The sequence below is a fragment of the Thermus hydrothermalis genome, from assembly GCF_022760925.1.
Classification (GTDB): Bacteria; Deinococcota; Deinococci; order Deinococcales; family Thermaceae; genus Thermus; species Thermus hydrothermalis.
In genome coordinates this window covers 101839-128132 of record NZ_JAKTNT010000004.1, presented here as the reverse complement: position 1 = coordinate 128132, position 26294 = coordinate 101839, and the positions used below count along the sequence as shown (strand labels likewise).

Here is a 26294-nt window from a genome sequence, read left to right as displayed (position 1 = left end):
ATATGGTGGAGGTCCACACCTGCAGTCCCGGTTGCCGCCACCACCTGGGGGGGGCGGGGTGGGGGGATGCCCCTTTGGTGCGCCTGGGCTACAACAAGGAGGCCCGGGCCAAGAAGTTCCCCTACCTAAAGGCCCTTCTGGAGCGCCCCCTGGTCTTTGACGGGGCCATGGGCACCGAGCTGCAAAAGAGGGACCTCACCCCCGAGGACTACGGGGGGGAGGCGTACTTCGGCTGCCCCGAGGTGCTCAACCGCACCCGGCCCGAGGTGGTGCAGGAGGTCCACCGGTCCTACCTCGAGGCCGGGGCCGAGGTGATTGAAACCAACACCTTTGGGGCCTTGCGGCACGTGCTGGCGGAGTACGGGCTCGGGGAGGAGGCGGAGGCCCTCGCCTACCTTGGGGCCAAGCTGGCCAGGGAGGTGGCGGAGCCCTACGGGGCCTTCGTGGCGGGGGCCCTGGGCCCAGGGACCAAGCTCATCTCCTTGGGCCAGATCTCCTGGGACGAGCTCTTCGCCGCCTACAAGGAGGCGGTGCGGGGGCTACTCCGGGGCGGGGTAGACCTCATCCTTTTGGAAACCGCCCAGGACATCCTCCAGGTGCGCTGCGCCGTCCTGGCGGCGCGGGAGGCCATGGCCGAGGTAAAGCGGGAGGTGCCCCTGCAGGTCCAGGTGACCTTTGAGGCCACGGGCACCCTCCTGGTGGGCACGGACGAGCAGGCGGCCTTGGCCGCTTTGGAGAGCCTGCCCGTGGACGTGGTGGGCATGAACTGCGCCACGGGCCCCGACCTCATGGACAGCAAGGTGCGCTACTTCGCCCAGAACAGCACCCGCTTCGTGGCCTGCCTGCCCAACGCCGGCCTGCCGCGGAACGAAGGGGGGAAGGTGGTCTACGACCTCACCCCCGAGGAGCTCGCCCGGTGGCACCGCAAGTTCGTCCTGGAGTACGGGGTGAACGCCGTGGGGGGGTGTTGCGGCACGGGGCCCGAGCACATCCGCAAGGTGGCGGAGGCGGTCCAGGGGGTTCCCGTCAGGGAGAGGCCCAAGGCCTTCCCGCCCCAGGTGGCCTCCCTCTACCAGGCGGTGCCCCTCCGGCAGGAGACGAGCCTTTTCCTGGTGGGGGAGCGCTTGAACGCCACGGGGAGCAAGCGCTTCCGGGAGATGCTTTTCGCCAAGGACCTCGAGGGCATCCTGGCCCTGGCCCGGGAGCAGGTGGCGGAGGGGGCCCACGCCCTGGACCTCTCCGTGGCCTGGACGGGGCGGGACGAGCTTGCCGACCTCAACTGGCTTCTCCCAGGCCTCGCCACCGCCGTCACCGTGCCTATTATGGTGGACTCCACCTCCCCCGAGGCCATGGAGCTCGCCCTCAAGTACCTGCCGGGCCGGGTCCTCCTGAACTCCGCCAACCTGGAGGACGGCCTGGAGCGGTTTGACCGGGTGGCCTCCTTGGCCAAGGCCCACGGGGCGGCCCTGGTGGTCCTGGCCATTGACGAGAAGGGCATGGCCAAGACCCGGGAGGAGAAGGTCCGGGTGGCCTTGCGCATGTACGAGCGGCTCACGGAGCACCACGGCTTCCGCCCGGAGGACCTCCTCTTTGACCTCCTCACCTTCCCCATCACCCAAGGGGACGAGGAGAGCCGCCCCCTGGCCAAGGAGACCCTTTTGGCCATGGAGGAGCTAAGGGAGCGGCTTCCCGGGGTGGGGTTCATCCTGGGGGTTTCCAACGTGTCCTTCGGCCTAAAGCCCAGGGCCAGGCGGGTCCTCAACTCCGTCTTCCTGGACGAGGCCAGGAAGCGGGGCCTCACCGCCGCCATCGTGGATGCGGGGAAGATCCTCCCCATCGCCCAGATCCCCGAGGAGGCCTACGCCTTGGCCCTGGACCTCATCCACGACCGAAGGAGGGAAGGGTACGACCCCCTCATGGCCTTCATGGCCTACTTTGAGGCCCACCAGGAGGACTTGGCCCAAAAGGAGGACCTTTTCCAGGCCCTGCCCCTCTTGGAAAGGCTCAAGCGGCGGGTGGTGGAGGGGAGGAAGGTGGGCCTCGAGGCCGACTTGGACGAGGCCCTAAGGCAAGGGCATAAGCCCTTGGACCTCATCAACGGCCCCCTCCTTGCGGGCATGAAGGAGGTGGGGGAGCTCTTTGGGGCGGGAAGGATGCAGCTTCCCTTCGTCCTCCAGGCCGCCGAGGTGATGAAAAGGGCCGTGGCCCACCTGGAGCCCCACATGGAAAAGCGGGGTGCGGGCAAGGGCCGGATGGTCCTGGCCACGGTGAAGGGGGACGTGCACGATATCGGCAAGAACCTGGTGGACATCATCCTCACCAACAACGGCTACCAGGTGGTGAACCTGGGCATCAAGGTGCCCATTGAGGAGATCCTAAGGGCGGTGGAGGAGCACAAGCCCCACGCCGTGGGCATGTCGGGCCTCTTGGTGAAGAGCACCCAGGTGATGAAGGAAAACCTGGAGTACATGCGGGATAGGGGGTATACCCTCCCCGTCATCCTGGGCGGGGCGGCCCTTACCCGGAGCTTCGTGGAGGAGGAGCTTCGGGCCATCTACCCCAACGTCTACTACGCGGAGGATGCCTTTGAGGGCCTGAAGCTCATGGAGGAGCTCACGGGCCACGCTCCTCCCGAGCTCACCCGGAAGGCTCCGGCCCGCCCCAAGCGGGAGGCGCCCAAAGTGGAGGCCCGCCCCAAGCCCGTGGGCGAGCCCCCCGCCATCCCCCGCCCCCCCTTCTTCGGGGTGCGGGTGGAGGAGAACCTGGACCTGGCCACCATCGCCCACTACGTGAACAAGCTCGCCCTTTACCGGGGGCAGTGGGGGTATAGCCGAAAGGGCATGAGCCGGGAGGAGTGGCGGGCCTTGGTGGAGCGGGAGGCGGAGCCCGTGTTCCGCCGCCTCCTCAAGGAGGCGCGGGAGGAAGGGTGGCTTCGGCCCAGGGTGCTCTATGGCTTCTTCCCCGTGGCCCGGGAGGGGGAGGAGCTTTGGGTCTATTCCCCGGAAACGGGGGAGGTTTTGGAGCGCTTCCGCTTTCCCCGGCAACGGGGCGGGGGCCTGAGCCTCGTGGACTACTTCCGCCCCCGCTACGCCCCGCCCCTAGGAGACGAGGAGGCGTGGCTTCCCGCCTTCAGCGAAGGGGCCCGGGATGTGCTTGGGGTGCAGCTCGTCACCATGGGGGAGGAGCCTGGCAAGAAGGCGCGGGCCCTCTTTGAAGGGGGGGCGTACCAGGACTACCTCTTCGTCCACGGCTTCGCCGTGGAGATGACGGAGGCCTTGGCGGAGTACTGGCACAAGCGCATGCGGCAGATGTGGGGCATCGCCGGCCAGGACGCCACGGAGATCCAGAAGCTCTTCCAGCAGGGCTACCAGGGGGCCCGCTACTCCTTCGGCTACCCCGCCTGTCCCGACCTCTCGGACCAGGCCAAGCTGGACCGGCTTATGGGCTTTGCCCGCATCGGCGTGCGGCTCACGGAAAACTTCCAACTGGATCCCGAGCACGCCACCAGCGCCCTGGTGGTCCACCACCCCGAGGCCCGCTATTTCAGCGTGGACTGAAAAGGCCCCGGGATGCCCCGGGGCCTCCCCTTACTCCTCCCCTTTGGCGATGGGTACCCCCACCAGGTTGCCCCACTCCGTCCAGGAGCCGTCGTAGTTCTTCACGTGGGGGTAGCCCAGGAGGTACTTGAGGACAAACCAAGAGTGGCTGGAGCGCTCGGCGATGCGGCAGTAGACCACCACGTCCTTGTCCTTGGTGATGCCCAAGGGCTCGTAGAGGGCCTTTAGCTCCTCAGCGCTTTTGAAGGTCCCGTCGGGGTTCACCGCCTTGGCCCAGGGGATGTTCTTGGCCCCGGGGATGTGCCCGGCGCGCAGGGCCCCTTCCTGCGGGTAGTTGGGCATGTGGGTGAGCTCGCCCCGGTACTCCTCGGGGCTCCGCACGTCCACCAAGGCCCCCTTCCCCTCCTTGACCTTGAGGATGTGCTCCAAGACGTCGTCCCGGTAGGCGCGGATGGACTCGTCCCGGTAGGGGACCTCGTAGCGGCCCGGGGGGTAGCTCGGGACCTCGGTGGTGAGGGGCCGGCCCTCTTCTACCCACTTCTGCCGTCCCCCATTCATGAGGCGCACGTCCTTGTGCCCGTTGTACTTGAAGAACCAGAAGGCGTAGGCGGCCCACCAGTTGTTCTTGTCGCCGTAGAGGACCACGGTGGTGTCGTTGGAGATGCCGAGCCTTTCCATGAGCTGGGCAAACCCTTCCTCGCTGATGAAGTCCCGCACCACCGGGTCCCAGAAGTCCCTCTGCCAGTCAATCTTCTGGGCCCCTGGGATGTGGCCCGTCTCGTAGAGGAGGATGTCCTCGTCCACCTCGAGGATCCGTACCCCAGGGTCCTCCAAGTGCTCCTGCACCCATTGGGTGCTGACCAGAACCTCCGGATGCGCGTATCCCATAGGCACCTCCCGCTCCCAATATACCCTTGAGTGTCTGAATGCAAAGAACAGGGGACACAATTCCCATAACCTCCTTGTTCCCCAGGGCGGGGTCTGGTATAAAGGTACCTGCGGGGAGTAGCCGCCCCCATTCGGGGGCCAGCCGGTCGTCAGTACGGGAGGTTTCCCCGGTCGGCTGGGGCGCTTTAGGCGCATGGCGAGACCACCTAAAAGGTGGCCTCGGTTTTTGCTACGTCCCGCAAGGAGGTGAAGCATGGACTTACTGGCGATCGCGCTCATGGCCGTGGTTTTCGTGGCTAGCCTGGCCATTCAAGGGGGTCTGCAGGCCACCTTCGCCCGCTTCAGCCGGGTGGCCAACGCCCGGGGGCTCACCGGGGCCCAGGTGGCCCGGGCCATCCTGGACGCACACGGGCTCACCCACGTGCGGGTGGAACCGGTGCCCGGGGCCTTGACGGACCACTATGACCCGCACGCCAAGGCGGTGCGGCTATCCGAGCCCAACTACGCTTCGCCAAGCCTCGCCGCTTTGGCGGTGGCGGCCCACGAGGTGGGGCATGCGGTGCAGGACGCCCAGGGCTACGCTTGGCTCAGGGTGCGGGCAAGCCTTTGGCCCGCGGCGAGCCTCGGGAGCAACCTGGGGCCCATCCTGGTGGTGCTCGGGCTCATGGTGGGGGCCTTGGGCTTGGCGAAGCTCGGGCTTTACCTCTACCTGGCGGTGGCCTTCTTCCAGCTCATCACCCTGCCCGTGGAGTTTGACGCCTCCCGGAGGGCCCTGGACTTCCTGAAGCGCATGGGCTTCCTGGACGCCCGGGAGATGGGCCCGGCGCGGCAGGTGCTCACCTGGGCGGCCCTGACCTACGTGGCGGCCCTGGCCAGCTCCCTGGCCACCATCCTCTACTACGCCAGCCTCCTCATGGGGCGGAGGGAGGAGTAGATGCCCCTTCTCCTCTGCCCCCAGTGCGGCGTGGGCATGAAGGAGGTGGAGCGCCGGGGGGTGCTCATAGACGTCTGCCCCCAGTGCGGGGGGGTGTGGTTGGACCGGGGGGAGCTGGAAAAGCTCCTCGCCGAGGCCCGGGCGGTGGAGAGGGCCTACGAGGAGGAGCGGGAGGCCTACTACCGCAAGGAGGGCAAACCCTACAAGAAAAAGAAAGGCTTCTTGGAATTCTTTGACCTTTTTGACTGAGGGAACACCCCCTGGGTCCTTACCCCAGGGGGTTTCCCTTAGTCCGCCCGCTTCAGGCGCAGGTACCAGCGGCGGTATTCGGCGTACGCGTCCTTCCTAGCCTCATCGGCGTTGAGTTCGTCCCAGGTGGCGGGGGGCTTGACGTAATTGTGCAAGCAACTCTCGTTAGCGATTATCCCCAGACCCCGAAAGCTTCCCACGCGCCTTGCGGGAGCGGAGCTTCTCCAGGTTGGCCTGGGCCACCGCCTCGAGGCGCACCTCCAGGTCCGTGGCCACCTGGGCCACGTACCAGAGTACGTCCCCAAGCTCCTGCAAGAGGGCTTCCCGGATCTCGGGGGTAAGCCTGCCCCCGTGGTCGCGGAGGACCTTCTTCACCTTGTTGGCCAGTTCCCCCGCCTCCCCCGCCAGGCCCAGGGTGGGGTAGAGGAGGCGGTAGGCCTCGGGGTAGAGGGCGGTCTTCTTGGCCTCTTCCTGGTACGCGTCAAAGGTCATGGGCCACCTCCTTGCGGATGGCGTACACCCGGCTCACGCCCCTGTCCGAGGTGACGCCGTAGAGGGCGTGGCAGGCTTCCATGGTGCGCTTTTGGTGGGTGACGAGGATGAACTGGCGCCCCGAGGCCAAAAACCGGGCGAAGCGGAGGAGGTTGGCCTCGTCCAGGGCGGCGTCCACCTCGTCCAACACCGCCAGGGGAAGCCCCCCTTGGAGCTCCCCCAGGGCGAAGAGGAAGGCCAAGGCGCCGAGGGTTTTCTCCCCCAGGGAAAGGAGGCGGAGGTCCTGGGTGCGCTTGCCCTGGGGCACCAGGAGGAGCTTTAGCCCCCGGCCCTCCCGCCTCACCTCCGCCTGGGCCCCCAGGAGGGCCAGGGCCTGGGTGCGGAAAGCCTCCTGGAAGCGGAGGAAGCTTTCCTTGAGGCGCTCGGCGTAGGCCCTTTCCACGGCTTGGGTTTCCGCCTCCAGGCGCAAAAGGGCTTCCTTGGCCTCCGCCACCTCCCGCTCCCGCAGGGCGAGTTCCTCCAGGAGGGGCGCTAGCTCCCTTTCGGCCAGGGCGTTCACGGGGCCCAGGCTTTCCCGCTCCTTGAGGACCTGGGCTAGACGGGCTTGGAGCGCTCTTGGGGAGCCCGGTATCCTCTCCGCCTCGGGTAGGGGGGCGAGTTCCCGGGATAGCTCCTCCAAGGTGGCTTCCCGCCTTGCCAGGAGGAGGCGGAGGCTTTCCCGTTCGGCCAGGAGGGTGTTGGCCTGGGTGAGGGTGCGGGCCTCCTGCTCCTGCAGGGCTTGGCGCTCCTGCCGGAGCTTGGATAGCTGGGCTTCCAGGACCTTGGCCTCCTCCAGGAGGGGAAGGGTGGCCTCGAGGCGCTCCTTGAGCTCGGCGAGGCGTTCCCTTACCCGGGCCGCTTCCTCCGCTGCTTTCTGCCAGGCGGCGTGGGCCTCGGCCAGGAGGCGCCAGCGGGCGTGGGCCTCCGCCTGGGCCAAGAGCCCCTCCAGGGCCTGCCGCTCCTCCGCCAAGGCCTTGAGCTTCCCCTCGTCCCAGGCGGCCTCGGGCGGGGTGGGGGGCTTGGGGGCTGGGGGAAGGGGGGCCTTGAGCCTGGCCTGGAGGGCCGCCACCTTGGCCTTGGCCTCGGCGAAGGCCTGGGCGGGGGGGAGGGGCTTAAGGGCCTCCTCTAGGGCGTGGATGCGTTCCCGAAGCCGGGTTTCCTCCTCGGCCAGGTCCTCGAGGCGGCGGCGCAGGAGGAGGGTTTCCCCGCCCCCCTTGACCCGCCCCCCGGTGAGGGCCCCGAGGCGCTCCAGCACCTCGCCTTCCCGGGTCACGAGCCGCTCCCGGCCCCCGGCGCGGCGGTAGGCCAGGGCGGCCTCCAGGTCGGCGAAGACCAGGGTATCCCCCAAAAGGGCGAGGAGGATGGCCTCGGCGGGAAGCCCGGGGGCGCGCAAGGAGGCCAGGCGGTAGGCGGGGCCGAGGAGCCCGGGGGCGGGCTTGGGGTTGGGGGCGGGGGGTGGGTGGAGGAGGGTGAGGGGCAGGAAGGTGGCCCGCCCCCCTTCCCGCTTGAGGAGGGCGATGGCCGCCTTGGCCGCCTCCTCGTCCTGGGCCAGGACCCACTGGAGCCTGGGGCCTAGGGCCACCTCCAGGGCCACTTCCAGCCCGGGCTCGGGCCGCACCAGGTCCGCCACCACCCCCAGGATCCCCCTTAGCCCCCGCACCCGCTTGGGGCCCTCGTGCAGGTCCATCCCCGCCTCCAGAAGGCGGCTTAGGCGTTCCCGCTCCCGGGAAGCGGCCTTGAGCTGGGCCTTGGCCTCTTCTAGCTGGGCTTCCAGGGACTTCCTTTTTTCCCAAGCTTCCTCAAGCCTGGCCAGGGCCGCTTCCTTTTCGGCAAGCTCCGCCTGGAGGCGCTCCCGTTCCGCCAGGGCTTCTTGGTACTGGCGTAGGCGCTCCTCGTGGCGGGCGGCTTCGGCCTCGTAGCGGCGCCAAGCTTCCTCCAGGCGGCGCCTTTCCGCAAGGAGCTTGGCCTCCTCCGCCTTCAGCCGGGCGAGGCGGGCCCGGACCTCCTTCGCCTCCACCGGCGGGGCGGGGATGGGGGGTCCAGGGTCCTCCGGGGGCGGCCGGTCCAGGGCCTTGAGGACCCGGGAAAGCTCCCGCTCTTCCGCCTGAAGCCCCTCCCGTTCCTTGAGGAGGAGGCGCACCTCCTCTAGCCGGCGCCGCAGGGTTTCCTCCTCGGCGCGGAGGGCTTCTTGGCGCTCCTTGAGGGCCCGTTGCGCCTCCTTGAGGAGGGCTTCCTCCTTTGCCAGGTCCTCGAGGCGGGCCCGGGCCTTGGCCATCTCCGCCTCCGCCTCCTCCATGCGGGCCAGGAGGAGGCTTCGCCGAAGCCTCAGCGCCTCCAGGTCCAAGGCCCGGGCCCGGGCCGCCCTTTCCGCTTCCCCTTGGAGCCGGCTGGCCTCCGCCTTTAGGCGCCCCAAGGCCTCCTCCCGCTCTTTTAGAAGGGCAGAGGCCTCCTTAAGCCGCTCCTCCGCCATCTTGGCCGCCTCCGCCACGGGCCTGAGCCCGGCGGCCTCCTCCAGGTGGGCGAGGAGCACCTCCTCGGGGGCTTCCAGCAGGGCCCCGATCTCCCCTTGGCCCACGATGGCGTACCCCCCCCGGCCCAGGCCGGTGCCCGCCAGGGCGAGGGCCAAGGCCTTGGCGCTGGCCGGGCGGCCGTTCACCTTGAGGAAGGTGCGCTCCCCCTCAAGCCGCCTTTCCACCACCAGGCGCTCCTTCCCCCGGGAAAGCTCCAGCCGTACCTCGGCGTAGCCCAAGGGGGGGCGGCCCTCCGCCCCGTGGAAGAGGAAGGCGGCGAGCTCCTGGCCTCTTAGCTCGTGGGCCCGGGCCCCGGTGACGAAGCGCAAGGCCTCCACCAGGTTGCTCTTGCCCGAGCCGTTCGGGCCGATGATCCCCGTGACGGGGTCGGGGAAGTCCAGGGTGGTGCGCTCGGCGAAGGACTTAAACCCTTGAAGCGTCAAGCGGTCAATGCGCCAGGCTTCGCTCATGGCAGGCGGATGGGTTTTTGCAGGTCCAGGTGGGCCAGGCCGGGGGTGGGCTTCCCCTCCACCAGAAAGCGCACCTCCTCCGCCTCGGGAAAGGTGGCGAGGAGGGTGTAGGCCAGGCTATAGAGCCGGAAGGCCTCCCCGGTGGCGTCCAGCCCTTGGGCGAAGTTGGCGGGCAGGTCCACCACCAACGTTTTGCCCGTGCGGAAGAGGGCCCTGGGCCTGGGGGACTGGGTGGCCTCGGCCCAGGCGGCGAGGGCCCGGCCCTCGGGGCTTTCCCCGGGGGCGAGGGTGAGGGTTTCCGTTTCCTTCAGGAAGCCCCGGGGTGGGTCGGGGCGGTGGAGGACCAGGACGAGGGCGTTCGCCTTGGCCTCGCCTTCCGAGGGCAGGGGCAAGGCCCCCGTGGCCTCTTTCCCGGCGCTTTTCCAGTAGACGAAGGCCCCCAGGGCGAAGATGAGGAGGCCGAGCACGTTCCAAAAGGTAAATAACCCGCGCACGCTCATTCCTCCAGGTAGGCTTGGATGCCCCGGGCGATGGCCTCGGCCAGGGCCTCCCGGTCTTGCGGGTTTTTGAGGCGCTCTACGCCGACTTCCAAGAGGACCGCCGCCCCCGGCAGGTCCGTGAGGGCATAGGGCCCCTCCGCCCGCGCCAGGACCAGGCCCAAGGTGGAAAAGGACCGTTCCAGGGCGGCGGCAAGACGCCTGGGATCCCCGGCGTAGGTTTTGAGGAGGGCCCGCTCCTCGGCGGGGGCGGTGGCGAGGAGGCTTTCGGCGTTTTGGGCCAGGGCTAGGGAGCGCTCCTTGGGCAGGTAGAGGTTGAGGGCGCTTCCCCGGATGGCGTGCAGGGATAAGAAGACCGCTGCCCCTTGCGCCTGGGCCATGCGGGCCTCGAGGGGCAGGCTTTGGTCCCGGGTCCGGGTGAGGCGGCTTCCCGGGAGGCGGGCCGCCACCCGGCGGGCCAGGTCCAGGGTGAGGTCCTTTTCCGGGAGCCCCCCGAGGTCTACCCCCCGGTCCTCGCCCCCGTGCCCGGGGTCCAGGAGGACCAGGGGCTTGGCCCTGGGCAAGGGCCCCCACTCCAGGGCCACCTGGCCTCCCCCCGGGTAGTAGAGGCGGTCGGGGGGAGCGCTAAGGGGCAGGAAGAGCCCTAAGGGTTCCTGCCTTAGCCCCGCTCCCTCCCCCTTGGCGAGGAGGAAGAGGACCCCGCCCTCCTGGAGGCGGGCGTTCACCTCTCGGGAAAAGCGGAAGACCATGCGGCCATGGCCCTGGTCCACGCCCTGGAGCTCCGCCCAAGGCAGGTCCAGGAGAATGCCCTCCTGGGCCCGGTAGGTGAGGCCGAGGGCCTCGGCCAGGGGGCGGAGGGGCACGTAGACCTCGCCCCCCCGCCGCCAGGCGGCCAGGCGGGAGACGGCCTGGGCCTCCTGGTCCAGGATGGGGAAGACCTTCTGCCGGCTCCCTAGGCCCAGGGCCAGGCGGCCTTCCCCCTGCCAAAGGGCAAGCCCCAGGCCCTGGGCCACCAGGCGGGCGGGCCCGTAGGCCACCCCCCGCCCCCCAGGGTAGAGGGCCTCCCCCGTGAGGCCGCCCACCCTTAGGGGCTTGGGGGCCTGGGCGAAGGCCAAGGCGGCGAAGAGGACCAGGGCCCAAAGCCTCATAGCTCCTCCAGGGCGCGGCGCACCGCCTTCTTCTTATCGTCTTCCTTCTTCTGGTAGGCCTTCTTGCCCCGGGCGAGGCCCAGGAGGACCTTGGCGTAGCCCCGCTCGTTGAAGTAGATCTTGAGGGGGACCAGGGTGAGCCCCTTCTGCTCCACCTTGCCCCGCAGGCGGTTGAGCTCGTGGCGGTGGAGGAGGAGCTTGCGCTTGCGGCGGGGGTCCACGTTGGTGTAGGAGCCCTTTTCGTACGGGGCTATGTAGAGATTTTCCAAATAAAGCTCCCCATCCTCAAACTTGGCGAAGCTCCCGGTGAAGTCCACCTTCCCCGCCCTCAGGGACTTCACCTCCGTCCCCTTGAGGACCAGGCCCGCCTCGTAGGTCTCCAGGATCTCGTAGTCGTGCCGCGCCCGGCGGTTCTCCAGCACAGGGGCTATCTTACCAGAGGCGGTAGGCCCCTTCCCGGCGGTGCTTCAGGAGGGGATACCGGGCCCGGTAGGCCTCGAGGAACCCCCAGTCCGGCTCGGCAAGGAGAAGGCCCTCTTCCTCCCTCCGCCCGAGGACCCGGCCGTCGGGGCCCACGAAGAGGCTTGGGCTTCCCGTGTCCGCCCGGCTCGCCAGGAGGAGGTAGGCCTGGTTCTCCGCCGCCCGGGCCCGGGCCAGGACCTCCATGAGCTCGGCGTAGGCCCCGGGCCAGGCAGCCCCCACCAGAAAGCCCTGGGCGCCCTCGAGGGCGTAGGCCCGGAAGAGCTCGGGGAAGTCCAGGTCGTAGCAGAGGGCGAGGCCGAAGGTGCGGCCCCCGTGGACGAGGGGTACGGGACCCTCCCCTGGGCGGAGCCCCATGTCCCCCTCTTCCTCCTCCGTCAGGTAGAGGTGGACCTTGGCGTAGGCGGGGCCGTGGGGAAAGACCTGGAGGCGGTTTTCCCCTTCCAGGAGGAGGCCCGCCGCCACCTTTAGGCCCTCTTCCCCCGCCAGCTCCTCCAGGGCCTGGGGCAGGTCCGGCGCTTCCCGCTTGCCCAGGAGGAGCTCGGGAAGGAGCAAAAGCCCCGCCCCCTCGGCCCGCGCCTCTTGGGCCAGGGGGCGGAGGGCCCTAAGGAGCGCTTTCGGGCTATCCCGCCTGGCGAGGTGGGCCAGGGCGAGGCGCATCTACCGCCGGCCCAGGAAGCGCCAGGCCGTGGGCAGAAGGAGGGCGGCGAGCACCGCCTTCACCAGGTCGCCGGGGATGAAGGGGAAAAGCCCCATGGCCAAGAGCCCCCCTATCCCCGTGAACTTGCCCACCCCCATGAGCCAGGCCCCAAGCCAGGGGAGGCCCACCAGGTAGAGGAGGGCGTTGCCGGCGAGCATGGCGAGAAGGGTGCCGAGGAAAGTGCGGTCCAGGCCGAACCGCTCCACCAAGAGCCCCGCGAGCCCCGCCGCCAGGGGGAAGGCGAGGAGGAACCCCCCCGTGGGCCCGAGGATTTTGGCCACCCCGCCCGTGCCCCCGGCGAAGACGGGAAGCCCCATGGCCCCCTCCAGGAGGTAGGCCAGGAGGGCTAGGAAACCGAGCCGGCTCCCCAGGGCCGCCCCCACCAGGAGGAGGCCCAGGGTCTGGAGGGTGATGGGCACCGGGGTGAAGGGGAGGGGGATGGCCACCTGGGCGGTGAGGGCCACGAAGAGGCTTCCCGCCAGGACCAGGCTTAGGTCGCGGGCCAAGGTGCGCTTGGGCCAAAGGGTCTTGGCCAAGGGGGTGTAACTCAGGGCTTCCGTCTTCATAGTCGTCAACCAAGTTATTGCTTGGCGGTTTACATGTCAAGGCCTTAAAGGTGTGGGCCGGGAGGCTTAAGGATCTAGGGGTATACTGGAGCCGTGCCTTCTTCCCCTTGGCCTCCCATGCCTTTCGCGGTGGGGCGGTGAGGGTGGAAGGGTTTCCATATAGGAGGTGAACCATGAAGGTAGGGATTAACGGGTTCGGCCGCATCGGGCGCCAGGTCTTCCGCATCCTGCACACCCGGGGCGTGGAGGTGGCCCTAATCAACGACCTCACGGACAACCGCACCCTGGCGCACCTTTTGAAGTACGATTCCGTCTATCACCGCTTCCCCGGCGAGGTGGGCTACGACGAGGAAAACCTTTACGTGGACGGCAAGGCCATCCGGGCCACCGCCATCAAAGACCCCAAGGAGATCCCCTGGAAGGCGGTGGGCGTGGACCTGGTGGTGGAGTCCACCGGCGTCTTCACCGACGCCGAAAAGGCAAAGGCCCACCTCGAGGCCGGCGCCAAGAAGGTCATCATCACCGCCCCCGCCAAGGGGGAGGACATCACCATCGTCATGGGGGTGAACCACGAGGCCTACGACCCCGCCAAGCACCACATCCTCTCCAACGCCTCCTGCACCACCAACTCCTTGGCCCCCGTGATGAAGGTCCTGGAGGAGGCCTTCGGGGTGGAGAAGGCCCTCATGACCACGGTCCACTCCTACACCAACGACCAGAGGCTTCTGGACCTGCCCCACAAGGACCTGCGCCGGGCCCGGGCCGCCGCCATCAACATCATCCCCACCACCACGGGGGCGGCCAAGGCCACCGCCTTGGTCCTGCCCTCCCTCAAGGGGCGCTTTGACGGCACCGCCCTAAGGGTGCCCACGGCCACGGGGAGCATCTCCGACATCACCGCCCTCCTCAAGCGGGAGGTGACGGCGGAGGAGGTGAACGCCGCCCTCAAGGCCGCGGCGGAGGGGCCCCTAAAGGGCATCCTCGCCTACACCGAGGACGAGATCGTCCTCCAGGACATCGTCATGGACCCGCACTCCTCCATCGTGGACGGCAAGCTCACCAAGGCCATCGGCAACCTGGTGAAGGTCTTCGCCTGGTACGACAACGAGTGGGGCTACGCCAACCGGGTGGCGGACCTGGTGGAGCTCGTCCTGAAGAAGGGGGTCTAGATGCGCACCCTGCGCCAGTTGGACCCCAAGGGGAAGCGGGTCTTGGTGCGGGTGGACTACAACGTCCCCATCCAAAACGGGGTGGTCCAGGACGAAACCCGCATCCAAGAGAGCCTCCCCACCCTGCGCCACCTCCTGGAAGGGGGGGCCTCTTTGGTCCTCCTCTCCCACCTGGGCCGGCCCAAGGGGCCCGACCCCAAGTACTCCCTCGCCCCCGTGGCCGAGGCCTTGGCCCGCCACCTCCCGGGGGTCCGCTTCGTGCCCCACAGCCCGGGCTCGGAGGAGGCCTACCAGGCGGTGCGGGCCTTGGGGGCAGGGGAGGTGGCGCTTTTGGAAAACGTCCGCTTTGAGCCGGGGGAGGAGAAGAATGACCCCGAGCTCGCCGCCCGCTACGCCCGGCTTGGCGACGCCTTCGTCCTGGACGCCTTCGGGAGCGCCCACCGGGCCCACGCCAGCGTGGTGGGGGTGGCGCGGCTTCTCCCCGCCTACGCCGGCTTCCTCATGGAGAAGGAGGTGCGGGCCCTCTCCCGCCTCCTCCACGAGCCCGAGCGGCCCTACGCCGTGGTCCTGGGCGGGGCCAAGGTTTCCGACAAGATCGGGGTCATTGAGAGCCTTCTGCCCCGCATTGACCGGCTTCTCATCGGCGGTGCCATGGCCTTCACCTTCCTCAAGGCCTTGGGGGGTGAGGTGGGGAAGAGCCTGGTGGAGGAGGACCGCCTGGACCTGGCCCGCGACCTCCTCAAGCGGGCGGAGGGCCTGGGCGTCCGGGTTTACCTTCCCCAGGACGTGGTGGCGGCCACGGAGATCGCCACGGGGGTGGAAACCCGGGTCTTTCCGGCGGACGCCATCCCCGTGCCCTACATGGGCTTGGACATCGGCCCCAAGACCCAGGAGGCCTTCGCCGAGGCCCTCAAGGGGGCCAAGACAGTGTTCTGGAATGGGCCCATGGGGGTCTTTGAGGTGCCCCCCTTTGACCAGGGGACCTTGGGCGTGGGCCGGGCCGTGGCCGCCCTCGAGGGCGCCTTCACCGTGGTGGGCGGGGGCGACTCCGTGGCGGCGGTGAACCGCCTGGGCCTGAAAGAGCGCTTTAGCCACGTTTCCACCGGGGGCGGGGCCAGCCTGGAGTTCTTGGAAAAGGGCACGCTCCCCGGGATTGAGGTCCTGGAGTAGGCCCCCTTCCTTCCCGCCCCCCTCGAGGGGGGCGGGGTTTTCGTTATGATGGCCCCATGCGCCGGGTACTGGTGGCGGGCAACTGGAAGATGCATAAAGTCCCTTCGGAAGCCCGGGTTTGGTTCGCCGAGCTCAAAAGGCTCCTTCCCCCCTTGCAATCGGAGGTGGCCCTCCTTCCCGCCTACCCCATGCTCCCCGCCGCCAAGGAGGTTTTCTCGGGGAGCCAGGTGGCCTACGGGGCCCAGGACGTCTCCGCCCACCGGGAAGGGGCCTACACGGGGGAGGTTTCGGCCCGGATGCTCGCCGACCTCGGGTGCCGCTACGCCATCGTGGGCCACTCGGAAAGGCGGCGCTACCACGGGGAGACGGACCGCCTGGTGGCGGAGAAGGCCAAGCGGCTTCTGGAGGAAGGTATCACCCCCATCCTCTGCGTGGGGGAGCCTTTGGAGGTGCGGGAAAGGGGGGAGGCGGTGCCCTACACCTTGGCCCAACTCCAAGGAAGCCTGGAGGGGGTGGAGCCCCCTTCCCCGGACGCCCTCGTCATCGCCTACGAGCCCGTCTGGGCCATCGGCACCGGGAGGAACGCCACCCCGGAGGACGCCGAGGCCATGCACCGGGCCATCCGCCAAGCCCTGGCGGAGCGGTACGGGGAGGGCTTTGCGGGGCGGGTGCGCATCCTCTACGGGGGAAGCGTGAACCCCACGAACTTCGCCCAGCTCCTCTCCATGCCCAACGTGGACGGGGGTTTGGTGGGCGGGGCGAGCCTGGAGTTGGAGAGCTTCCTCGCCCTCCTGCGCATGGCGGGCTAAACTCATATTTATGCGGCTCCACCCCCGGACCCAGGCGGCGAAGGAGAGCATTTTCCCCAAGATGAGCGCCCTGGCGAGGGAGCTCGGGGCGGTGAACCTGGGGCAGGGCTTCCCCTCCAACCCCCCGCCCCCCTTCCTCCTGGAGGCGGTGGGGCGGGCCTTGGGGCGGTACGACCAGTACGCCCCCCCAGCGGGCCTTCCCCTTTTGCGGGAGGCCTTGGCGGAGGAGTTCGGCGTGGCGCCCGAGGGCGTGGTGGTGACCTCGGGGGCCACGGAGGCCCTCTACGTCCTCCTCCAAAGCCTGGCGGGGCCGGGGGAGGAGGTGGTGGTCCTAGAGCCTTTTTTTGACGTCTACTTGCCCGACGCCTTCCTGGCGGGGGCGGAGGCGCGGCTCGTGCGCCTGGACCTGACCCCAGAGGGCTTCCGCTTGGACCTCGCCGCCCTGGAAAGGGCCATTACCCCGAGGACCCGGGCCCTCCTCCTCAACGCCCCCATGAACCCCACGGGCCTGGTCTTCGGCGAGGGCGAGCTCAAGGCGGTGGCCGAGCTCGCCCGGAGGCACGGCCTCTTCCTCATCTCCGACGAGGTCTACGATGAGCTTTACTTCGGGGAGCGGCCTAAGCGCCTCAGGGACTTCGCCCCCGAGCGCACCTTCACCGTGGGGAGCGCCGGGAAGCGCCTCGAGGCCACGGGCTACCGGGTGGGCTGGATCGTGGGCCCGCCCGAGTTTATGCCCACCCTGGCGGGGATGCGCCAGTGGACGAGCTTTTCCGCCCCCACCCCCTTGCAGGCGGGGGTGGCGGAGGCCTTGAGGGTGGCGCGGCGGGAAGGGTACTACGAGGCCTTGCGGGAAAGCTACAGGAAGCGGCGGGACCTCTTGGTGGAGGGCCTGAGGTCCTTGGGGCTTAGGGTTTTCCTCCCCCAGGGGACCTACTTCCTCATGGCCGAGCTTCCGGGCTTGGACGCTTTTTGGCTCGTGCGGGAGGCGAAGGTGGCCCTCATCCCCGCTTCCGCCTTTTACCGGGAAAATGCCCCTCAGGACCTCTTCCGCTTCGCCTTCTGCAAGAGCGAGGAGGAGCTTGCCCTGGCGCTGGAGCGGCTTGGGCGTGTGGTAAACTCCCCCCGTGAAGCCTAAAGTGGTCCAGTACCTGGAAAAGGGGGAGTTCCCCTTGGGGGCCGAGGAAGCCCTCGCCCTCTACCGGGCCATGCGGCGGGCCCGGTTCTTTGACGAGAAGGCCCTGACCCTGCAACGGCAGGGGCGGCTTGGGGTTTACGCCCCCTTCATGGGGCAGGAGGCGGCCCAGGTGGGGGTGGGCCTGGCCCTGGGGGAGGGGGACTGGGTGGTGCCGAGCTACCGGGAAAGCGCCCTGCTCCTCACCCGGGGGCTTCCCATCCACACCCTCATCCTCTACTGGCGGGCCCACCCCGCCGGCTGGCGCTTCCCCGAGGGGGTGCGGGCGGTGAACCCCTATATCCCCATCGCCACCCAGATCCCCCAGGCGGTGGGGCTCGCCCTGGCGGGCCGTTACCGGGGGGAGGGCTGGGTGGTGGCCACCAGCATCGGGGACGGGGGGACGAGCGAGGGGGACTTCCACGAGGGGCTCAACTTCGCCGCCGTCTTCCAGGCCCCGGTGGTCTTCCTGGTGCAGAACAACGGCTACGCCATCAGCGTCCCCAAAAGCCGGCAGATGCGGGTGGAGTACATCGCCCAAAGGGCCGAAGGCTACGGCATGCCCGGGGTGGTGGTGGACGGGAACGACGCCATCGCCGTCTACCTGGAGGCCAAGAAGGCGGTGGAGAGGGCGAGGCGAGGAGAGGGGCCCACCCTCCTCGAGGCCCTCACCTACCGCCTCGCCCCCCACACCACCTCCGACGACCCCTCCCGCTACCGCTCCAAGGAGGAGGAAGAGGCTTGGCGGCAGAAAGACCCTGTTTTGCGCCTGCGGAGGGCCTTGGAGGAAAGGGGGCTATGGGACGAGGGGAAAGAGGAGGCGCTTTTCCAGGCGTTGGAGGAGGAGTTCCAGAGGGAGCTCGCCCTGGCGGATAGCGTCTCCGAGCCCCGGCCCGAGGAGATCGTGGAACACGTTTATGCCGAGATGGGGCCTGACCAAAAACGGGCCTGGGAGGCCTTGCGCCAAGGCCTGCACGTGGAGGAGGTATGGTGAAGGAAAAGGCGCGCGTCCTCAACATGGTCCAGGCCATCAACGAGGCCCTGGACCTGGCCCTCGCCCGGGACGAGCGGGTCCTGGTCTTTGGGGAGGACGTGGGGCGGCTTGGGGGGGTGTTCCGGGTCACGGAGGGCTTGCAAGGAAAGTACGGAGAGAACCGGGTCTTTGACACCCCCTTGGCGGAAAGCGGCATCCTGGGCCTGGCCATCGGCCTGGCCATGGGCGGCATGCGCCCCGTGGCGGAGATCCAGTTCGCCGGCTTCCTTTACCCCGCCTTGGACCAGATCCTCTCCCACCTGGGGCGTTGGCGGCACCGCAGCCGGGGCCGGGTGGGGTTGCCCGTGGTGGTGCGGGCTCCCTATGGCGGGGGCGTGCACACCCCCGAACAGCACGCCGACTCCCCGGAGGCCATCCTTTGCCACACGCCGGGGGTGAAGGTGGTCATCCCCTCGAGTCCCGAAAGGGCCAAGGGGCTTCTCCTCGCCGCCATTGAGGACCCGGACCCCGTGTTTTTCCTGGAGGCCATCAAGCTCTACCGGGGCGCGAAGGCCGAGGTGCCCGAGGGCTACTACACCCTTCCCCTGGGCAAGGCCCGCATCCTGAGGGAAGGAAAGGCGGCCACCCTCATCGGCTACGGGGGTATGGTGGAGGTGATGCTGGAGGCGGCGGAGGTGGCGAAGAGGGAAGGGGTGGAGGTCATGGTGGTGGACCTGGAAACCCTGGTGCCCCTGGACGAGGACACCCTCCTTTCCGCCGTGAAGGAAACGGGCAGGGCCATCGTGGTCTACGAGGCCATGCGCACCGGGGGCTTCGGGGCGGAGATCGCCGCCCGCATCGCCGAGGGGGCCATAGACTACCTGGAGGCCCCCGTGGTGCGGGTGGCGGGGTACGACGCCCCCTACCCGCCCTTTAGCGCCATTGAGCACCTCTACCGCCCCAACGCGAAAAGGGTTCTCGCAGCTTTGCGCCGGGTGATAACCCATTAGGCCCGGCGTAACCCCACGGAAGGCTTGATGGCCTTCCGTGGCTATTCTTGTGTGCAGAAAAGGCACATTCTGCCCATGGATGGGCTATAAAACTCGGCAGTAAAAGCCTAGTGTAATAGGTTAACTTGACATATGGTCAATGCTATCCCATCATCAAGCTATGAGTTGGGGACCCATGGGCGCTCCACTACTCAAGGATCTCATGCGGACCGAGCTGGTGGTGGCTGGGCCCCAGATGTCCCTAGAGGAGGCCCACCGCCTGATGGCGCAGACGGGGGTGCGCTACCTACCCGTGGTGGAGGGGCAGCGCTATTTGGGGCTTTTGGGGGAGCGCCAGCTCCGCTTGCTCCTGGCTCCTTGGGCTCCCATGCACCATCGGGCGGACCTGAAAGCTCCGTTGGCTCGCTTTCTCCAGACCGTTCCCGTGGCCCATCCGGACGAGCCCCCGGAGGAGGTGGCCTTGCGCATGGAGAGCGTTCGCATCGGGGGCATGCCGGTGGTGGAGGAGGGGCGTCTTCTGGGTATGGTTACCGCCTACGACCTCCTGCGGGGTCTTCTGGCCCTCCTCCGTCCGCAAGCACCGGCAAGCCGGTTAGAGCTCCTGGTGCCCGACCTGGAAGGGATTGTGACCGTTCTCCAGGCTTTGCGGGCCACCCGTACTCCCCTGGTGGGTCTTCACGTCTATCCGGAAGCGGGGAGGCTCGGGTTCAGGCTTCTCCTGCAGGTGGGAGCCTTGGACACAAGACCCCTGCGGCAGCGCCTTCTCGCCTCGGGCCTGCATCTTCTTCGGCCCTAGGACCCGGTTCTCCTCTAGAGGTCAGCGCTAAGTCCCCATGCCCTATCATTCCAACCTCGGCGCTCCTTAGGACTCGCCTTAAAACCAAGCGCTCCTGCGCCTTTCCCAAGACGCCAAGGCGCGGGAGAAGATCCGGCTTTGGGGAGACCTCCTGGAGAGGCCTACCCCCGAGGTGGTGGAGGCGTGTTGGAGGAAGAGGGAAAGGGTCTCAATCTGTGGAGGTATAAGGGTGGCCTATCTAGACGAGGGTTGCTTTGCCCTGGGCCCGCTACTAGGGTGCGCTGGGTGCCGAAGGGAAGTGGGGTGCCTGCCAGCATCCGGTCCGTACCGCCATCCCGTGGAGGGGGTGTGGCGGTGGTGAAGGGGCATGGGATGCCGCGGCGGTGCTATGAGCGTTTCAGACGTTACGGGAGGCGGTGGTGGGAGTGCTGCGGGCTTTTGGAGAGGACTGGCCTGAAAGGCTAAGGGGAGGCACTTGGTAAGGGCTTGCTACACTAGATAGCGCAGGGTCCGGGATCCCCCCGGTAGCCCTAGGAGGCGTATGCGCGCGCACATCATTACCTACGGTTGCCAGATGAACGAGTACGATTCCCACCTGGTGGCGAGCGAGTTGGTGAGCCTGGGGTGGGAGCTGGTGGACTCGGTGGAGGAGGCGGACTTCGTCCTGGTGAACACCTGCGCCGTGCGGGGCAAGCCGGTGGAGAAGGTGCGCTCCCTTTTGGGCCAGCTTCGCAAGGAGAAGGAGAGGCGGGGCCTTCTCGTGGGCATGATGGGCTGTCTGGCCCAGCTGGACGAGGGCCAGCAGATGGCCAAGAAGTTCGGCGTGGACATCCTCTTGGGCCCGGGGGCCCTCACCTCCTTGCCCGAGGCCCTGAAGCAAAACGAGCGCTTCTTTGACCTCACCTTCCGGGACGACCTCCTGGACTACATTCCCCCACCCCCCAAGGGGGCCCTTTCCGCCCACGTGACCATCATCCGGGGGTGCAACCACCACTGCACCTACTGTATCGTCCCCACCACCAGGGGTCCCGAGGTCTCCCGCCACCCCGACCTCATCCTGAAGGAGATTGAGCTTCTGAAGAAGGCGGGGGTGGTGGAGGTTACCCTTCTCGGCCAGAACGTGAACTCCTACGGCAAGGACCAGCCGGGCTACCCGAGCTTCGCCGAGCTTTTGCGGATGGTGGGGCAGATGGGCATCCCCAGGGTGCGGTTCCTCACGAGCCACCCGGTGAACTTCACCGACGACATCCTCGAGGCCATCGCCGAAACCCCCGCCATCTGCCGCTACATCCACCTCCCCGTGCAGTCAGGCTCGGACCGGGTGCTTAGGCGCATGGCCCGGGAGTACCGCCGGGCCCACTATCTGGAAAGGATCCGGCGCATCCGGGAGCTGTTGCCCGATGCAGTTCTCTCCACCGACATCATCGTGGGCTTCCCCGGGGAAACGGAGGAAGACTTCCAGGAAACCCTCTCCCTCTACGATGAGGTGGGCTATGACCAGGCCTACATGTTCATCTACTCCCCCCGCCCCGGTACCCCCGCCTACAAGCACTTCCAGGACCTGCCCCGGGAGGTGAAGGTGGAAAGGCTGATGCGCCTCATTGAGAAGCAGAAGGAGTGGAGCTACCGCCGCAACCTGGAGTGGGTGGGGAAGACCGTGGAGGTCCTGGTGCGGGGCCAGGCCAAGGAGGAGGGCTTTGCCCAGGGGCACGACCGGGGGAACCATCCGGTCCTCATCCCCGCCGCCCAAGCTCCCACCCCGGGCCTTTACCAGGTGGAGGTCAAGCAGGCCACGCCCCACCTCCTCTTCGGCGAGGTGGTGGGGGCCAGGGAGCCCGCGCCCATTCCCCTGCCGGTGGCCTAAGGAGGCGGCGTGGCCCGGGTCCTTCCCCTAAGCGCCGCCTTGGCCCTTTTCCTCCTCCTGTGGGCGGGCTTAGGGTTTTCCGCTTTTGGCCTTGTCTTGGCCTTGGGGGCGGCCTTTTTGGGCTACCTGGGCGTGGCCCGCTGGCAGGGGCGGGTGCTTTCCCAAGGGCCTTCCCCAGCGGCTTTAGAGCGGCTTGCCATGAAGGAGGCCTGGCGGCGGGGCGGCTTCTTGCGCCCGGAAGACCTCTCCCCTTACATGGGGGAAGGGGAGGCCCAGGCGCTCTTGGAGGGCCTGGCCGCCCGGGGGCTTTGCCGGAAGGAGGGGGAAGGGTTCCGCTTTTGATGCGGGAAGCGGAGCTGGTGGTCCTGGGGGCCGGGGTGGCGGGGCTTACCCTGGCCCGCCTCCTTTGGGAGGCGGGGCGTTCCGTGCTGGTGGTGGCGGAGGCCCTAGGGGAGGCGAGCCGCCCCCCTGTGGCCCTGGTGAACCCCCTAAGGGGGCGGCGCTTCACCTTGGCGGAAGAGGGGGAGAGGGCCTTGGAAGCAGCCCTCGCCTTCTACGGCCGCTTTGCTCCCCTTCACCTCGGCGTTTACCGCCCCGTGCCCGAGAAGGACCGGGATAGGGTGGCGGAGCGGCTTGGGGGGCTTAGGCACCGCTGGGAGGGCGGGGGCGTGGTGCTGGAAGAGGCCTTTTGGCTGGAGCCCAGGCCCCTCTTGGAACGCTTGGCCCAGGGGGTGCCCCTCCTAAAGGGGCGGGTTTTGGCCTGGGAGCCCCCTTACCTACGCTTGGAAGGCGGGGAGAAGGTGCGGGGTGAGATCTTGGTCTACGCCGGGGGTGGGCGGGGGGCGCACCTCCTTGGCCTCCTGGGCCGGCACATCCCGGGCCTGGTGCTCACCCTTTTGGACTACTTCCCCCGGGCCCTAAGCTACCGGGTCTATCTGGCGGGAAGCGCCCTTGGGGGAAGCTACCTGCCCGAGGGGGAAGGTCCAGACCCTCCGCCCCCCACGGAGGGGGAGGTGGCGTGGCTCTTGGAAGGGGCGGAGGCCCTGGTGGGCTACCGGCCCCAGGTGGCCTCCGCCTGGCGGGGGGTGCGCTTCCGTCTTTCTGGGCCAGGGGAGGGTCTTCCTTACCTCTTTCCCGTGGAGGGAGGGTATGCCCTCACGGGCTTTGGCTCCACGGGCTTTCTGTATGCGCCCCTTCTGGCAAAGGGGCTTGCGGCAAGGCTTTAGGGGCGGTGGGGGGCGGTAAACTGGGGGCGTGTACAGCGGGGCGGTCCTTGCCGGGGGAAGGTCTAGGCGCTTTGGGGAAGACAAGGCCCTTTTCCCCTACCGGGGAAAGCCCCTGTTGGCTTGGGTTCTGGAAAGCCTTTCGGGGGCGAAGGAGCGCTTTATCGTGGCGAACCGCCCCTACGAGGGCTTTGGCGTGCCCGTATACCCGGACCTCCTTCCAGGGGCGGATAGCCTCTCTGGGCTCCACTCGGCCTTGGTCCACGCCCAAAACCCTTGGGTGGCGGTGGCGGCCACGGACCTTCCCTTCCTTTCCCAAGCCTACTGGGACTTCCTCTATGAAAAGGCCCTAGAGTCCTCCTACCCCGTGGTGGTGCCGGTGAACCCGGAAGGCCACCTGGAACCCCTCATGGCCTTTTACCACAAGGACTGCCTGCCCCAGGTGGAAGGGCAGATCCGGGAGGGGGACTTCCTCCTGCGGCGGGTAGTGGAGGCCCTGGGGGCTACCCTCGTGGCGCCAGAAGAGGTGGTGGCCCGGTTTGGCCGGGAGGTGTTTGTGAACGCCAACCGAAAGGAGGCGTTGCCCTAGGCCCCTGCGCCCGGTTGCGGCCGGTCCCCTGCGCCCACGGGCGGGGGAGGAGGGGGCAGGAGGAGGAGCCTCAGGACCTCTCCCACCTCCTCCACGAAGGTAATCTCAAGGTCCTTGAGGATTTCCTCCGGCACCTCCTTGAGCTCGGCTTCGTTTTCCTTGGGCAGGATCACCCTATGGATGCCCGCCTGGTGGGCGGCGAGGAGCTTTTCCTTGACCCCCCCGATGGGGAGGACCTTGCCCCTTAGGGTGATCTCCCCGGTCATGGCGATGTCCATGCGCACCGGGCGGCCCGTGAGAGCGCTGGCCAGGGCGGTGGCCATGGTGATGCCGGCGGAGGGGCCGTCTTTGGGCGTGGCCCCTTCCGGCACGTGCACGTGGAGGTCAAAGTCTTTGTGGAAGCCCTCAGGCAAGCCCCACTCCTCCCGGTGGGCCCTTAGGTAGGTAAGGGCGGCGTGAGCGGACTCCTTCATCACCTCCCCCAGGTTGCCCGTGAGGTTCAACTTGCCCGTGCCGGGCACGGCCACCGCCTCAATGGTGAGGAGGGCGCCCCCGTAAGGGGTCCAGGCCAGGCCTTGGGCCGCCCCCACCTGGGGGACCTTTTCTGCCCGGTCGGGGCGGTACTTGGGCACGCCCAGGTAGGCCTCGAGGTCCTTCGCCTCCACAACCCGCACCCCCTCCCAAGGGGCCTCCAGGTAGTCCTTGGCCGCTTTGCGGGCCACCTTGGAGAGCTCCCGGTCCAGGTTGCGCACCCCCGCCTCCCGGGTGTACTCCTGCACGATGCGGTCAATGGCGGCATCGGTGATTTCCAGCTTCCCCTCGAGCCCCGCCTCCTTCACCTGGAAGGGCCAGCGGAAGTGGCGGGCGATGGCCCGCTTTTCCGGCAGGGTGTACCCGGGGATCTCAATCACCTCCATCCGGTCCAGAAGGGGCCTGGGGATGGTGGCAAGGGTGTTGGCGGTGGTGATGAAGAAGACCTTGGAGAGGTCGTAGGGCACGTCCAGGTAGTGGTCGGTGAAGGTGTGGTTCTGCTCGGGGTCCAAGACCTCCAAAAGGGCCGAGGCCGGGTCCCCCCGCCAGTCGGAGGAGAGCTTGTCAATCTCGTCCAGGAGGAAGACGGGGTTCACCACCCCCACCTGCTTCATCCCCTGGATGATCTTGCCGGGAAGCGCCCCGATGTAGGTGCGGCGGTGGCCCCGGATCTCCGCCTCGTCCCGCACCCCGCCCAGGGAGATGCGGTGGAACTTGCGGTTCATGCTCCGGGCGATGCTCTTGCCCAAGGAGGTCTTGCCCACCCCGGGCGGCCCCACGAAGCAGAGGATGGGGGCGTGGCCCCGCACCTCCTTGCCCTGGGTGAGCTGGCGGACCGCCAGGTACTCCAGGATGCGCTCCTTGACGTCCTTGAGGCCGTAGTGGTCCTCGTCCAGGACGCGCTTGGTGACGGCGATGTCCAGGACCTCGGGGTCCGCTTCGGTCCAGGGCACGTCCAGGAGCCAGTCCAGGTAGGTGCGGCTTACCGTGGCCTCGGGGGAGCCAGGCTGCATCCTTTCCAGGCGCTTGAGCTCCTTGAGGGCTTTTTCCTTCACCGGCTCAGGCATGCCCTTCTTCTCAATGCGCTCCCGGAGCTCTTCAATCTCGGTTAGGAAGTCCTCCCCGCCCCCGAGCTCCTTCTGGATGGCCTTCATCTGCTCCCGGAGGTAGTACTCCCGCTGGTTCTGGTCCATCTGTTCCTTGACCCGGGCGGCGATCTTTTTGTCCAGCTCAAAGCGCTCCAGGTCGCGCAGGAGAAGGGCCAGGACCTTCTTCAGGCGCTCTTCCACCTCCGGGGTTTCCAGGAGGTCCTGCTTCTCCTCGAGGGACCAGGTGGCGTGGTGGGCTACCAGGTCCGCCAGGATAGCAGGGTCCAGGGTGCTCCTGATGGCCTCCTGCTGGTAGCGGTCCAGGCGCAGGGTCTTGTGGTTTTGCAGGTAGCGCTCAAAGGCCTCCTGGACCTCGTTCACCAAAACGCGGGCGAGCCCAGGGTCCGCCAAGGGGGGCTCGGGGAGCACCTCGCCCAAGGCCCTGAGGTAGGGGGCGGCCACGAACCCTTGGAGGCGCACCCGGTTCCGGGCCTCCACCATCACCTGCAGGGTGCCGTCGGGGAGGCGCATGGCCTGCTTGACCACCGCCAAGGTGCCCACCCCGTAGAGGTCTTCGGGCGTGGGGTCGTCCACCTCCGGGTCCTTCTGGGCCACCAGGAAGATGAGGCGGTCAGCGGCCAAGGCCTCCTCCACCGCCTTCTTGCTCTTGGGGCGGCCCACGTCCACCCCGGTGGTGGTGTGGGGGAGGATTACGGTGTTCCTCAAGGGGAGAACGGGAAGTTCCAGGCGCAAGACGTCCTTCATCTGCCTTCCATGATAAGGCAGGGGGCGGGCGCTTTAGCGCCCGAGGGCACAAAGGAGGCCTAGAGTCCCACGGTGACGTGGGCCTTCATCTCCTCCAAACGGATTTCACCAAGGCCGGGCGGCACGTTGCCCTCCACGGCCACGCCCAACCAGAGTCGCCCATGGCGTAGGCCCTGGAGCAGGGTATCCCCCGCGAGGGTAAAGGGGGTTTCTGCCCGACCTCCGAAGTCCAGGGTTCCCACCCTCTCCCCGGCCTTGCTGGCGGGGCAAAGAACAAACTGGCTCGTGGCGTAGCATTCGGATCCGGGTTCTTGGGCGCGGGCGTAGACGAGGACACGCGCCTTTAGGGCCAGGTTAGCCCTGGCTATCCCTTTCACCTCCAGGGCCCGCACCGCATCCAAGGGAGGGGGGGTTAGGGTGAGGGGCGTTGTGGGGTAGACCACGTAGGGCTCCCCAAAGGGGTTTGTGGGAGGGAGGCCGTCTAGGTTGAGTTTTGTGGAGCCCAGGTCCACGGTGAAGGTGTAGCTACAGGCGGCGAGGAGGGTAGCCAGGATGAGAAGGGAAAAGCGCGTCTTCCGCACGGGGCCATTCTACCGGAGAATGGAA

General features: G+C 68.0%; 24 protein-coding genes. 14 read left to right on the top strand and 10 right to left on the bottom strand.

What is annotated here, in order from left to right; all coding sequences use genetic code 11:
* Nucleotides 1-2: 2 nt before the first annotated feature.
* Nucleotides 3-3557 carry a methionine synthase gene (metH, locus tag L0C60_RS03920; RefSeq protein ID WP_234503385.1) on the top strand — a complete coding sequence of 1185 codons (3555 nt, stop codon included), beginning with the start codon at nucleotides 3-5 and terminating at the stop codon, nucleotides 3555-3557.
* Between the two features lie 30 nt (nucleotides 3558-3587).
* Here the strand turns inward: metH and L0C60_RS03915 are convergent, their stop codons facing one another.
* A complete protein-coding gene (locus tag L0C60_RS03915; protein WP_234503387.1) occupies nucleotides 3588-4445 on the bottom strand; it encodes a sulfurtransferase in 858 nt (285 codons plus the stop codon).
* Nucleotides 4446-4698: 253 nt separating this feature from the next.
* Here L0C60_RS03915 and L0C60_RS03910 point away from each other — a divergent pair, with 253 nt between their 5' ends.
* Together L0C60_RS03910 and L0C60_RS03905 are read left to right on the top strand one after the other, a co-directional pair.
* Nucleotides 4699-5379, top strand: a complete 681-nt coding sequence (locus L0C60_RS03910) for a zinc metallopeptidase (protein WP_234503388.1) — start codon at nucleotides 4699-4701, stop codon at nucleotides 5377-5379.
* Nucleotides 5380-5628, top strand: a complete 249-nt coding sequence (locus L0C60_RS03905; RefSeq protein WP_071677824.1) for a TFIIB-type zinc ribbon-containing protein — start codon at nucleotides 5380-5382, stop codon at nucleotides 5626-5628.
* Nucleotides 5629-5793: 165 nt separating this feature from the next.
* Here L0C60_RS03905 and L0C60_RS03900 read toward each other — a convergent pair whose 3' ends face one another.
* From L0C60_RS03900 to L0C60_RS03870, 7 genes are read right to left on the bottom strand one after another with little or no spacing between them, the layout of a single operon-like run.
* A complete protein-coding gene (locus L0C60_RS03900; RefSeq protein ID WP_234503390.1) occupies nucleotides 5794-6120 on the bottom strand; it encodes a nucleoside triphosphate pyrophosphohydrolase family protein in 327 nt (108 codons plus the stop codon).
* Complete coding sequence (locus L0C60_RS03895; RefSeq protein ID WP_234503392.1) at nucleotides 6110-9139, bottom strand: AAA family ATPase; 3030 nt, start codon at nucleotides 9137-9139, stop codon at nucleotides 6110-6112. Before L0C60_RS03895 ends, L0C60_RS03900 begins: the two co-directional genes overlap by 11 nt.
* Nucleotides 9136-9633: a GerMN domain-containing protein gene (locus L0C60_RS03890; protein ID WP_234503394.1), complete on the bottom strand. Its 498-nt coding sequence runs from the start codon at nucleotides 9631-9633 to the stop codon at nucleotides 9136-9138. The genes L0C60_RS03895 and L0C60_RS03890 overlap by 4 nt, the downstream gene beginning before the upstream one ends.
* A 2-nt stretch (nucleotides 9634-9635) precedes the next feature.
* Complete coding sequence (locus L0C60_RS03885) at nucleotides 9636-10784, bottom strand: N-acetylmuramoyl-L-alanine amidase (protein ID WP_234503396.1); 1149 nt, start codon at nucleotides 10782-10784, stop codon at nucleotides 9636-9638.
* Nucleotides 10781-11215, bottom strand: coding sequence for an SsrA-binding protein SmpB (gene smpB / locus L0C60_RS03880; protein WP_071677982.1), 435 nt, complete (start codon nucleotides 11213-11215; stop codon nucleotides 10781-10783). Before smpB ends, L0C60_RS03885 begins: the two co-directional genes overlap by 4 nt.
* A gap of 1 nt (nucleotide 11216) precedes the next feature.
* Nucleotides 11217-11924 carry a carbon-nitrogen hydrolase family protein gene (locus L0C60_RS03875; protein WP_234503398.1) on the bottom strand — a complete coding sequence of 236 codons (708 nt, stop codon included), beginning with the start codon at nucleotides 11922-11924 and terminating at the stop codon, nucleotides 11217-11219.
* Nucleotides 11925-12530 (bottom strand): biotin transporter BioY, encoded by a 606-nt coding sequence (locus L0C60_RS03870; RefSeq protein ID WP_234503400.1) that lies wholly within the window; start codon nucleotides 12528-12530, stop codon nucleotides 11925-11927.
* A 173-nt stretch (nucleotides 12531-12703) separates the two neighbouring features.
* On the opposite strand from L0C60_RS03870, the gene gap reads away from it, so the two are divergent.
* The 11 genes from gap (at nucleotide 12704) to L0C60_RS03815 (ending at nucleotide 23304) form a co-directional block, all read left to right on the top strand.
* Nucleotides 12704-13699 carry a type I glyceraldehyde-3-phosphate dehydrogenase gene (gene gap, locus L0C60_RS03865; protein ID WP_234503401.1) on the top strand — a complete coding sequence of 332 codons (996 nt, stop codon included), beginning with the start codon at nucleotides 12704-12706 and terminating at the stop codon, nucleotides 13697-13699.
* Nucleotides 13700-14869 carry a phosphoglycerate kinase gene (locus L0C60_RS03860; protein WP_234503402.1) on the top strand — a complete coding sequence of 390 codons (1170 nt, stop codon included), beginning with the start codon at nucleotides 13700-13702 and terminating at the stop codon, nucleotides 14867-14869.
* 56 nt (nucleotides 14870-14925) lie between these two features.
* Entirely contained in the window at nucleotides 14926-15678 is a 753-nt protein-coding gene (gene tpiA / locus L0C60_RS03855; RefSeq protein WP_234503403.1) for a triose-phosphate isomerase, read from the top strand.
* A 10-nt stretch (nucleotides 15679-15688) separates the two neighbouring features.
* Entirely contained in the window at nucleotides 15689-16813 is a 1125-nt protein-coding gene (locus tag L0C60_RS03850; protein ID WP_234503406.1) for a pyridoxal phosphate-dependent aminotransferase, read from the top strand.
* Nucleotides 16803-17843 (top strand): pyruvate dehydrogenase (acetyl-transferring) E1 component subunit alpha, encoded by a 1041-nt coding sequence (gene pdhA / locus L0C60_RS03845; RefSeq protein ID WP_234503410.1) that lies wholly within the window; start codon nucleotides 16803-16805, stop codon nucleotides 17841-17843. The genes L0C60_RS03850 and pdhA overlap by 11 nt, the downstream gene beginning before the upstream one ends.
* Nucleotides 17837-18832: an alpha-ketoacid dehydrogenase subunit beta gene (locus tag L0C60_RS03840; protein WP_234503411.1), complete on the top strand. Its 996-nt coding sequence runs from the start codon at nucleotides 17837-17839 to the stop codon at nucleotides 18830-18832. The genes pdhA and L0C60_RS03840 overlap by 7 nt, the downstream gene beginning before the upstream one ends.
* A gap of 202 nt (nucleotides 18833-19034) precedes the next feature.
* Nucleotides 19035-19628 carry a CBS domain-containing protein gene (locus L0C60_RS03835; protein ID WP_234503425.1) on the top strand — a complete coding sequence of 198 codons (594 nt, stop codon included), beginning with the start codon at nucleotides 19035-19037 and terminating at the stop codon, nucleotides 19626-19628.
* Nucleotides 19629-20169: 541 nt separating this feature from the next.
* Nucleotides 20170-21492, top strand: a complete 1323-nt coding sequence (miaB, locus tag L0C60_RS03830) for a tRNA (N6-isopentenyl adenosine(37)-C2)-methylthiotransferase MiaB (RefSeq protein ID WP_234503429.1) — start codon at nucleotides 20170-20172, stop codon at nucleotides 21490-21492.
* 9 nt (nucleotides 21493-21501) lie between these two features.
* Nucleotides 21502-21834 (top strand): hypothetical protein, encoded by a 333-nt coding sequence (locus tag L0C60_RS03825; RefSeq protein ID WP_234503431.1) that lies wholly within the window; start codon nucleotides 21502-21504, stop codon nucleotides 21832-21834.
* The gene (locus tag L0C60_RS03820) at nucleotides 21831-22718 is read left to right on the top strand and encodes an FAD-dependent oxidoreductase (RefSeq protein WP_234503433.1); all 888 of its coding nucleotides are present in this window, start codon (nucleotides 21831-21833) and stop codon (nucleotides 22716-22718) included. Before L0C60_RS03825 ends, L0C60_RS03820 begins: the two co-directional genes overlap by 4 nt.
* Nucleotides 22719-22746: 28 nt before the next feature.
* Nucleotides 22747-23304: a molybdenum cofactor guanylyltransferase gene (locus L0C60_RS03815; RefSeq protein WP_234503434.1), complete on the top strand. Its 558-nt coding sequence runs from the start codon at nucleotides 22747-22749 to the stop codon at nucleotides 23302-23304.
* On the opposite strand, the gene lon is transcribed toward L0C60_RS03815, so the two are convergent.
* Both lon and L0C60_RS03805 read right to left on the bottom strand, forming a co-directional pair.
* Nucleotides 23301-25688: an endopeptidase La gene (lon, locus tag L0C60_RS03810; RefSeq protein ID WP_234503437.1), complete on the bottom strand. Its 2388-nt coding sequence runs from the start codon at nucleotides 25686-25688 to the stop codon at nucleotides 23301-23303. The two genes, L0C60_RS03815 and lon, sit on opposite strands and share 4 nt — an antisense overlap.
* Nucleotides 25689-25747: 59 nt before the next feature.
* Nucleotides 25748-26269, bottom strand: a complete 522-nt coding sequence (locus L0C60_RS03805; protein WP_234503439.1) for a hypothetical protein — start codon at nucleotides 26267-26269, stop codon at nucleotides 25748-25750.
* Between the last annotated feature and the right edge of the window lie 25 nt (nucleotides 26270-26294).

Excerpts from the sequence above, each read along its gene's own strand:
- metH (WP_234503385.1), top strand. The coding sequence starts at position 3 with ATGGTGGAGGTCCACACCTGCAGTCCCGGTTGCCGCCACCACCTGGGG.
- L0C60_RS03915 (WP_234503387.1), bottom strand. The coding sequence starts at position 4,445 with ATGGGATACGCGCATCCGGAGGTTCTGGTCAGCACCCAATGGGTGCAG.
- L0C60_RS03910 (WP_234503388.1), top strand. The coding sequence starts at position 4,699 with ATGGACTTACTGGCGATCGCGCTCATGGCCGTGGTTTTCGTGGCTAGC.
- L0C60_RS03905 (WP_071677824.1), top strand. The coding sequence starts at position 5,380 with ATGCCCCTTCTCCTCTGCCCCCAGTGCGGCGTGGGCATGAAGGAGGTG.
- L0C60_RS03900 (WP_234503390.1), bottom strand. The coding sequence starts at position 6,120 with ATGACCTTTGACGCGTACCAGGAAGAGGCCAAGAAGACCGCCCTCTAC.
- L0C60_RS03895 (WP_234503392.1), bottom strand. The coding sequence starts at position 9,139 with ATGAGCGAAGCCTGGCGCATTGACCGCTTGACGCTTCAAGGGTTTAAG.
- L0C60_RS03885 (WP_234503396.1), bottom strand. The coding sequence starts at position 10,784 with ATGAGGCTTTGGGCCCTGGTCCTCTTCGCCGCCTTGGCCTTCGCCCAG.
- L0C60_RS03875 (WP_234503398.1), bottom strand. The coding sequence starts at position 11,924 with ATGCGCCTCGCCCTGGCCCACCTCGCCAGGCGGGATAGCCCGAAAGCG.
- L0C60_RS03870 (WP_234503400.1), bottom strand. The coding sequence starts at position 12,530 with ATGAAGACGGAAGCCCTGAGTTACACCCCCTTGGCCAAGACCCTTTGG.
- gap (WP_234503401.1), top strand. The coding sequence starts at position 12,704 with ATGAAGGTAGGGATTAACGGGTTCGGCCGCATCGGGCGCCAGGTCTTC.
- L0C60_RS03860 (WP_234503402.1), top strand. The coding sequence starts at position 13,700 with ATGCGCACCCTGCGCCAGTTGGACCCCAAGGGGAAGCGGGTCTTGGTG.
- tpiA (WP_234503403.1), top strand. The coding sequence starts at position 14,926 with ATGCGCCGGGTACTGGTGGCGGGCAACTGGAAGATGCATAAAGTCCCT.
- L0C60_RS03850 (WP_234503406.1), top strand. The coding sequence starts at position 15,689 with ATGCGGCTCCACCCCCGGACCCAGGCGGCGAAGGAGAGCATTTTCCCC.
- L0C60_RS03840 (WP_234503411.1), top strand. The coding sequence starts at position 17,837 with ATGGTGAAGGAAAAGGCGCGCGTCCTCAACATGGTCCAGGCCATCAAC.
- L0C60_RS03835 (WP_234503425.1), top strand. The coding sequence starts at position 19,035 with ATGCGGACCGAGCTGGTGGTGGCTGGGCCCCAGATGTCCCTAGAGGAG.
- miaB (WP_234503429.1), top strand. The coding sequence starts at position 20,170 with ATGCGCGCGCACATCATTACCTACGGTTGCCAGATGAACGAGTACGAT.
- lon (WP_234503437.1), bottom strand. The coding sequence starts at position 25,688 with ATGAAGGACGTCTTGCGCCTGGAACTTCCCGTTCTCCCCTTGAGGAAC.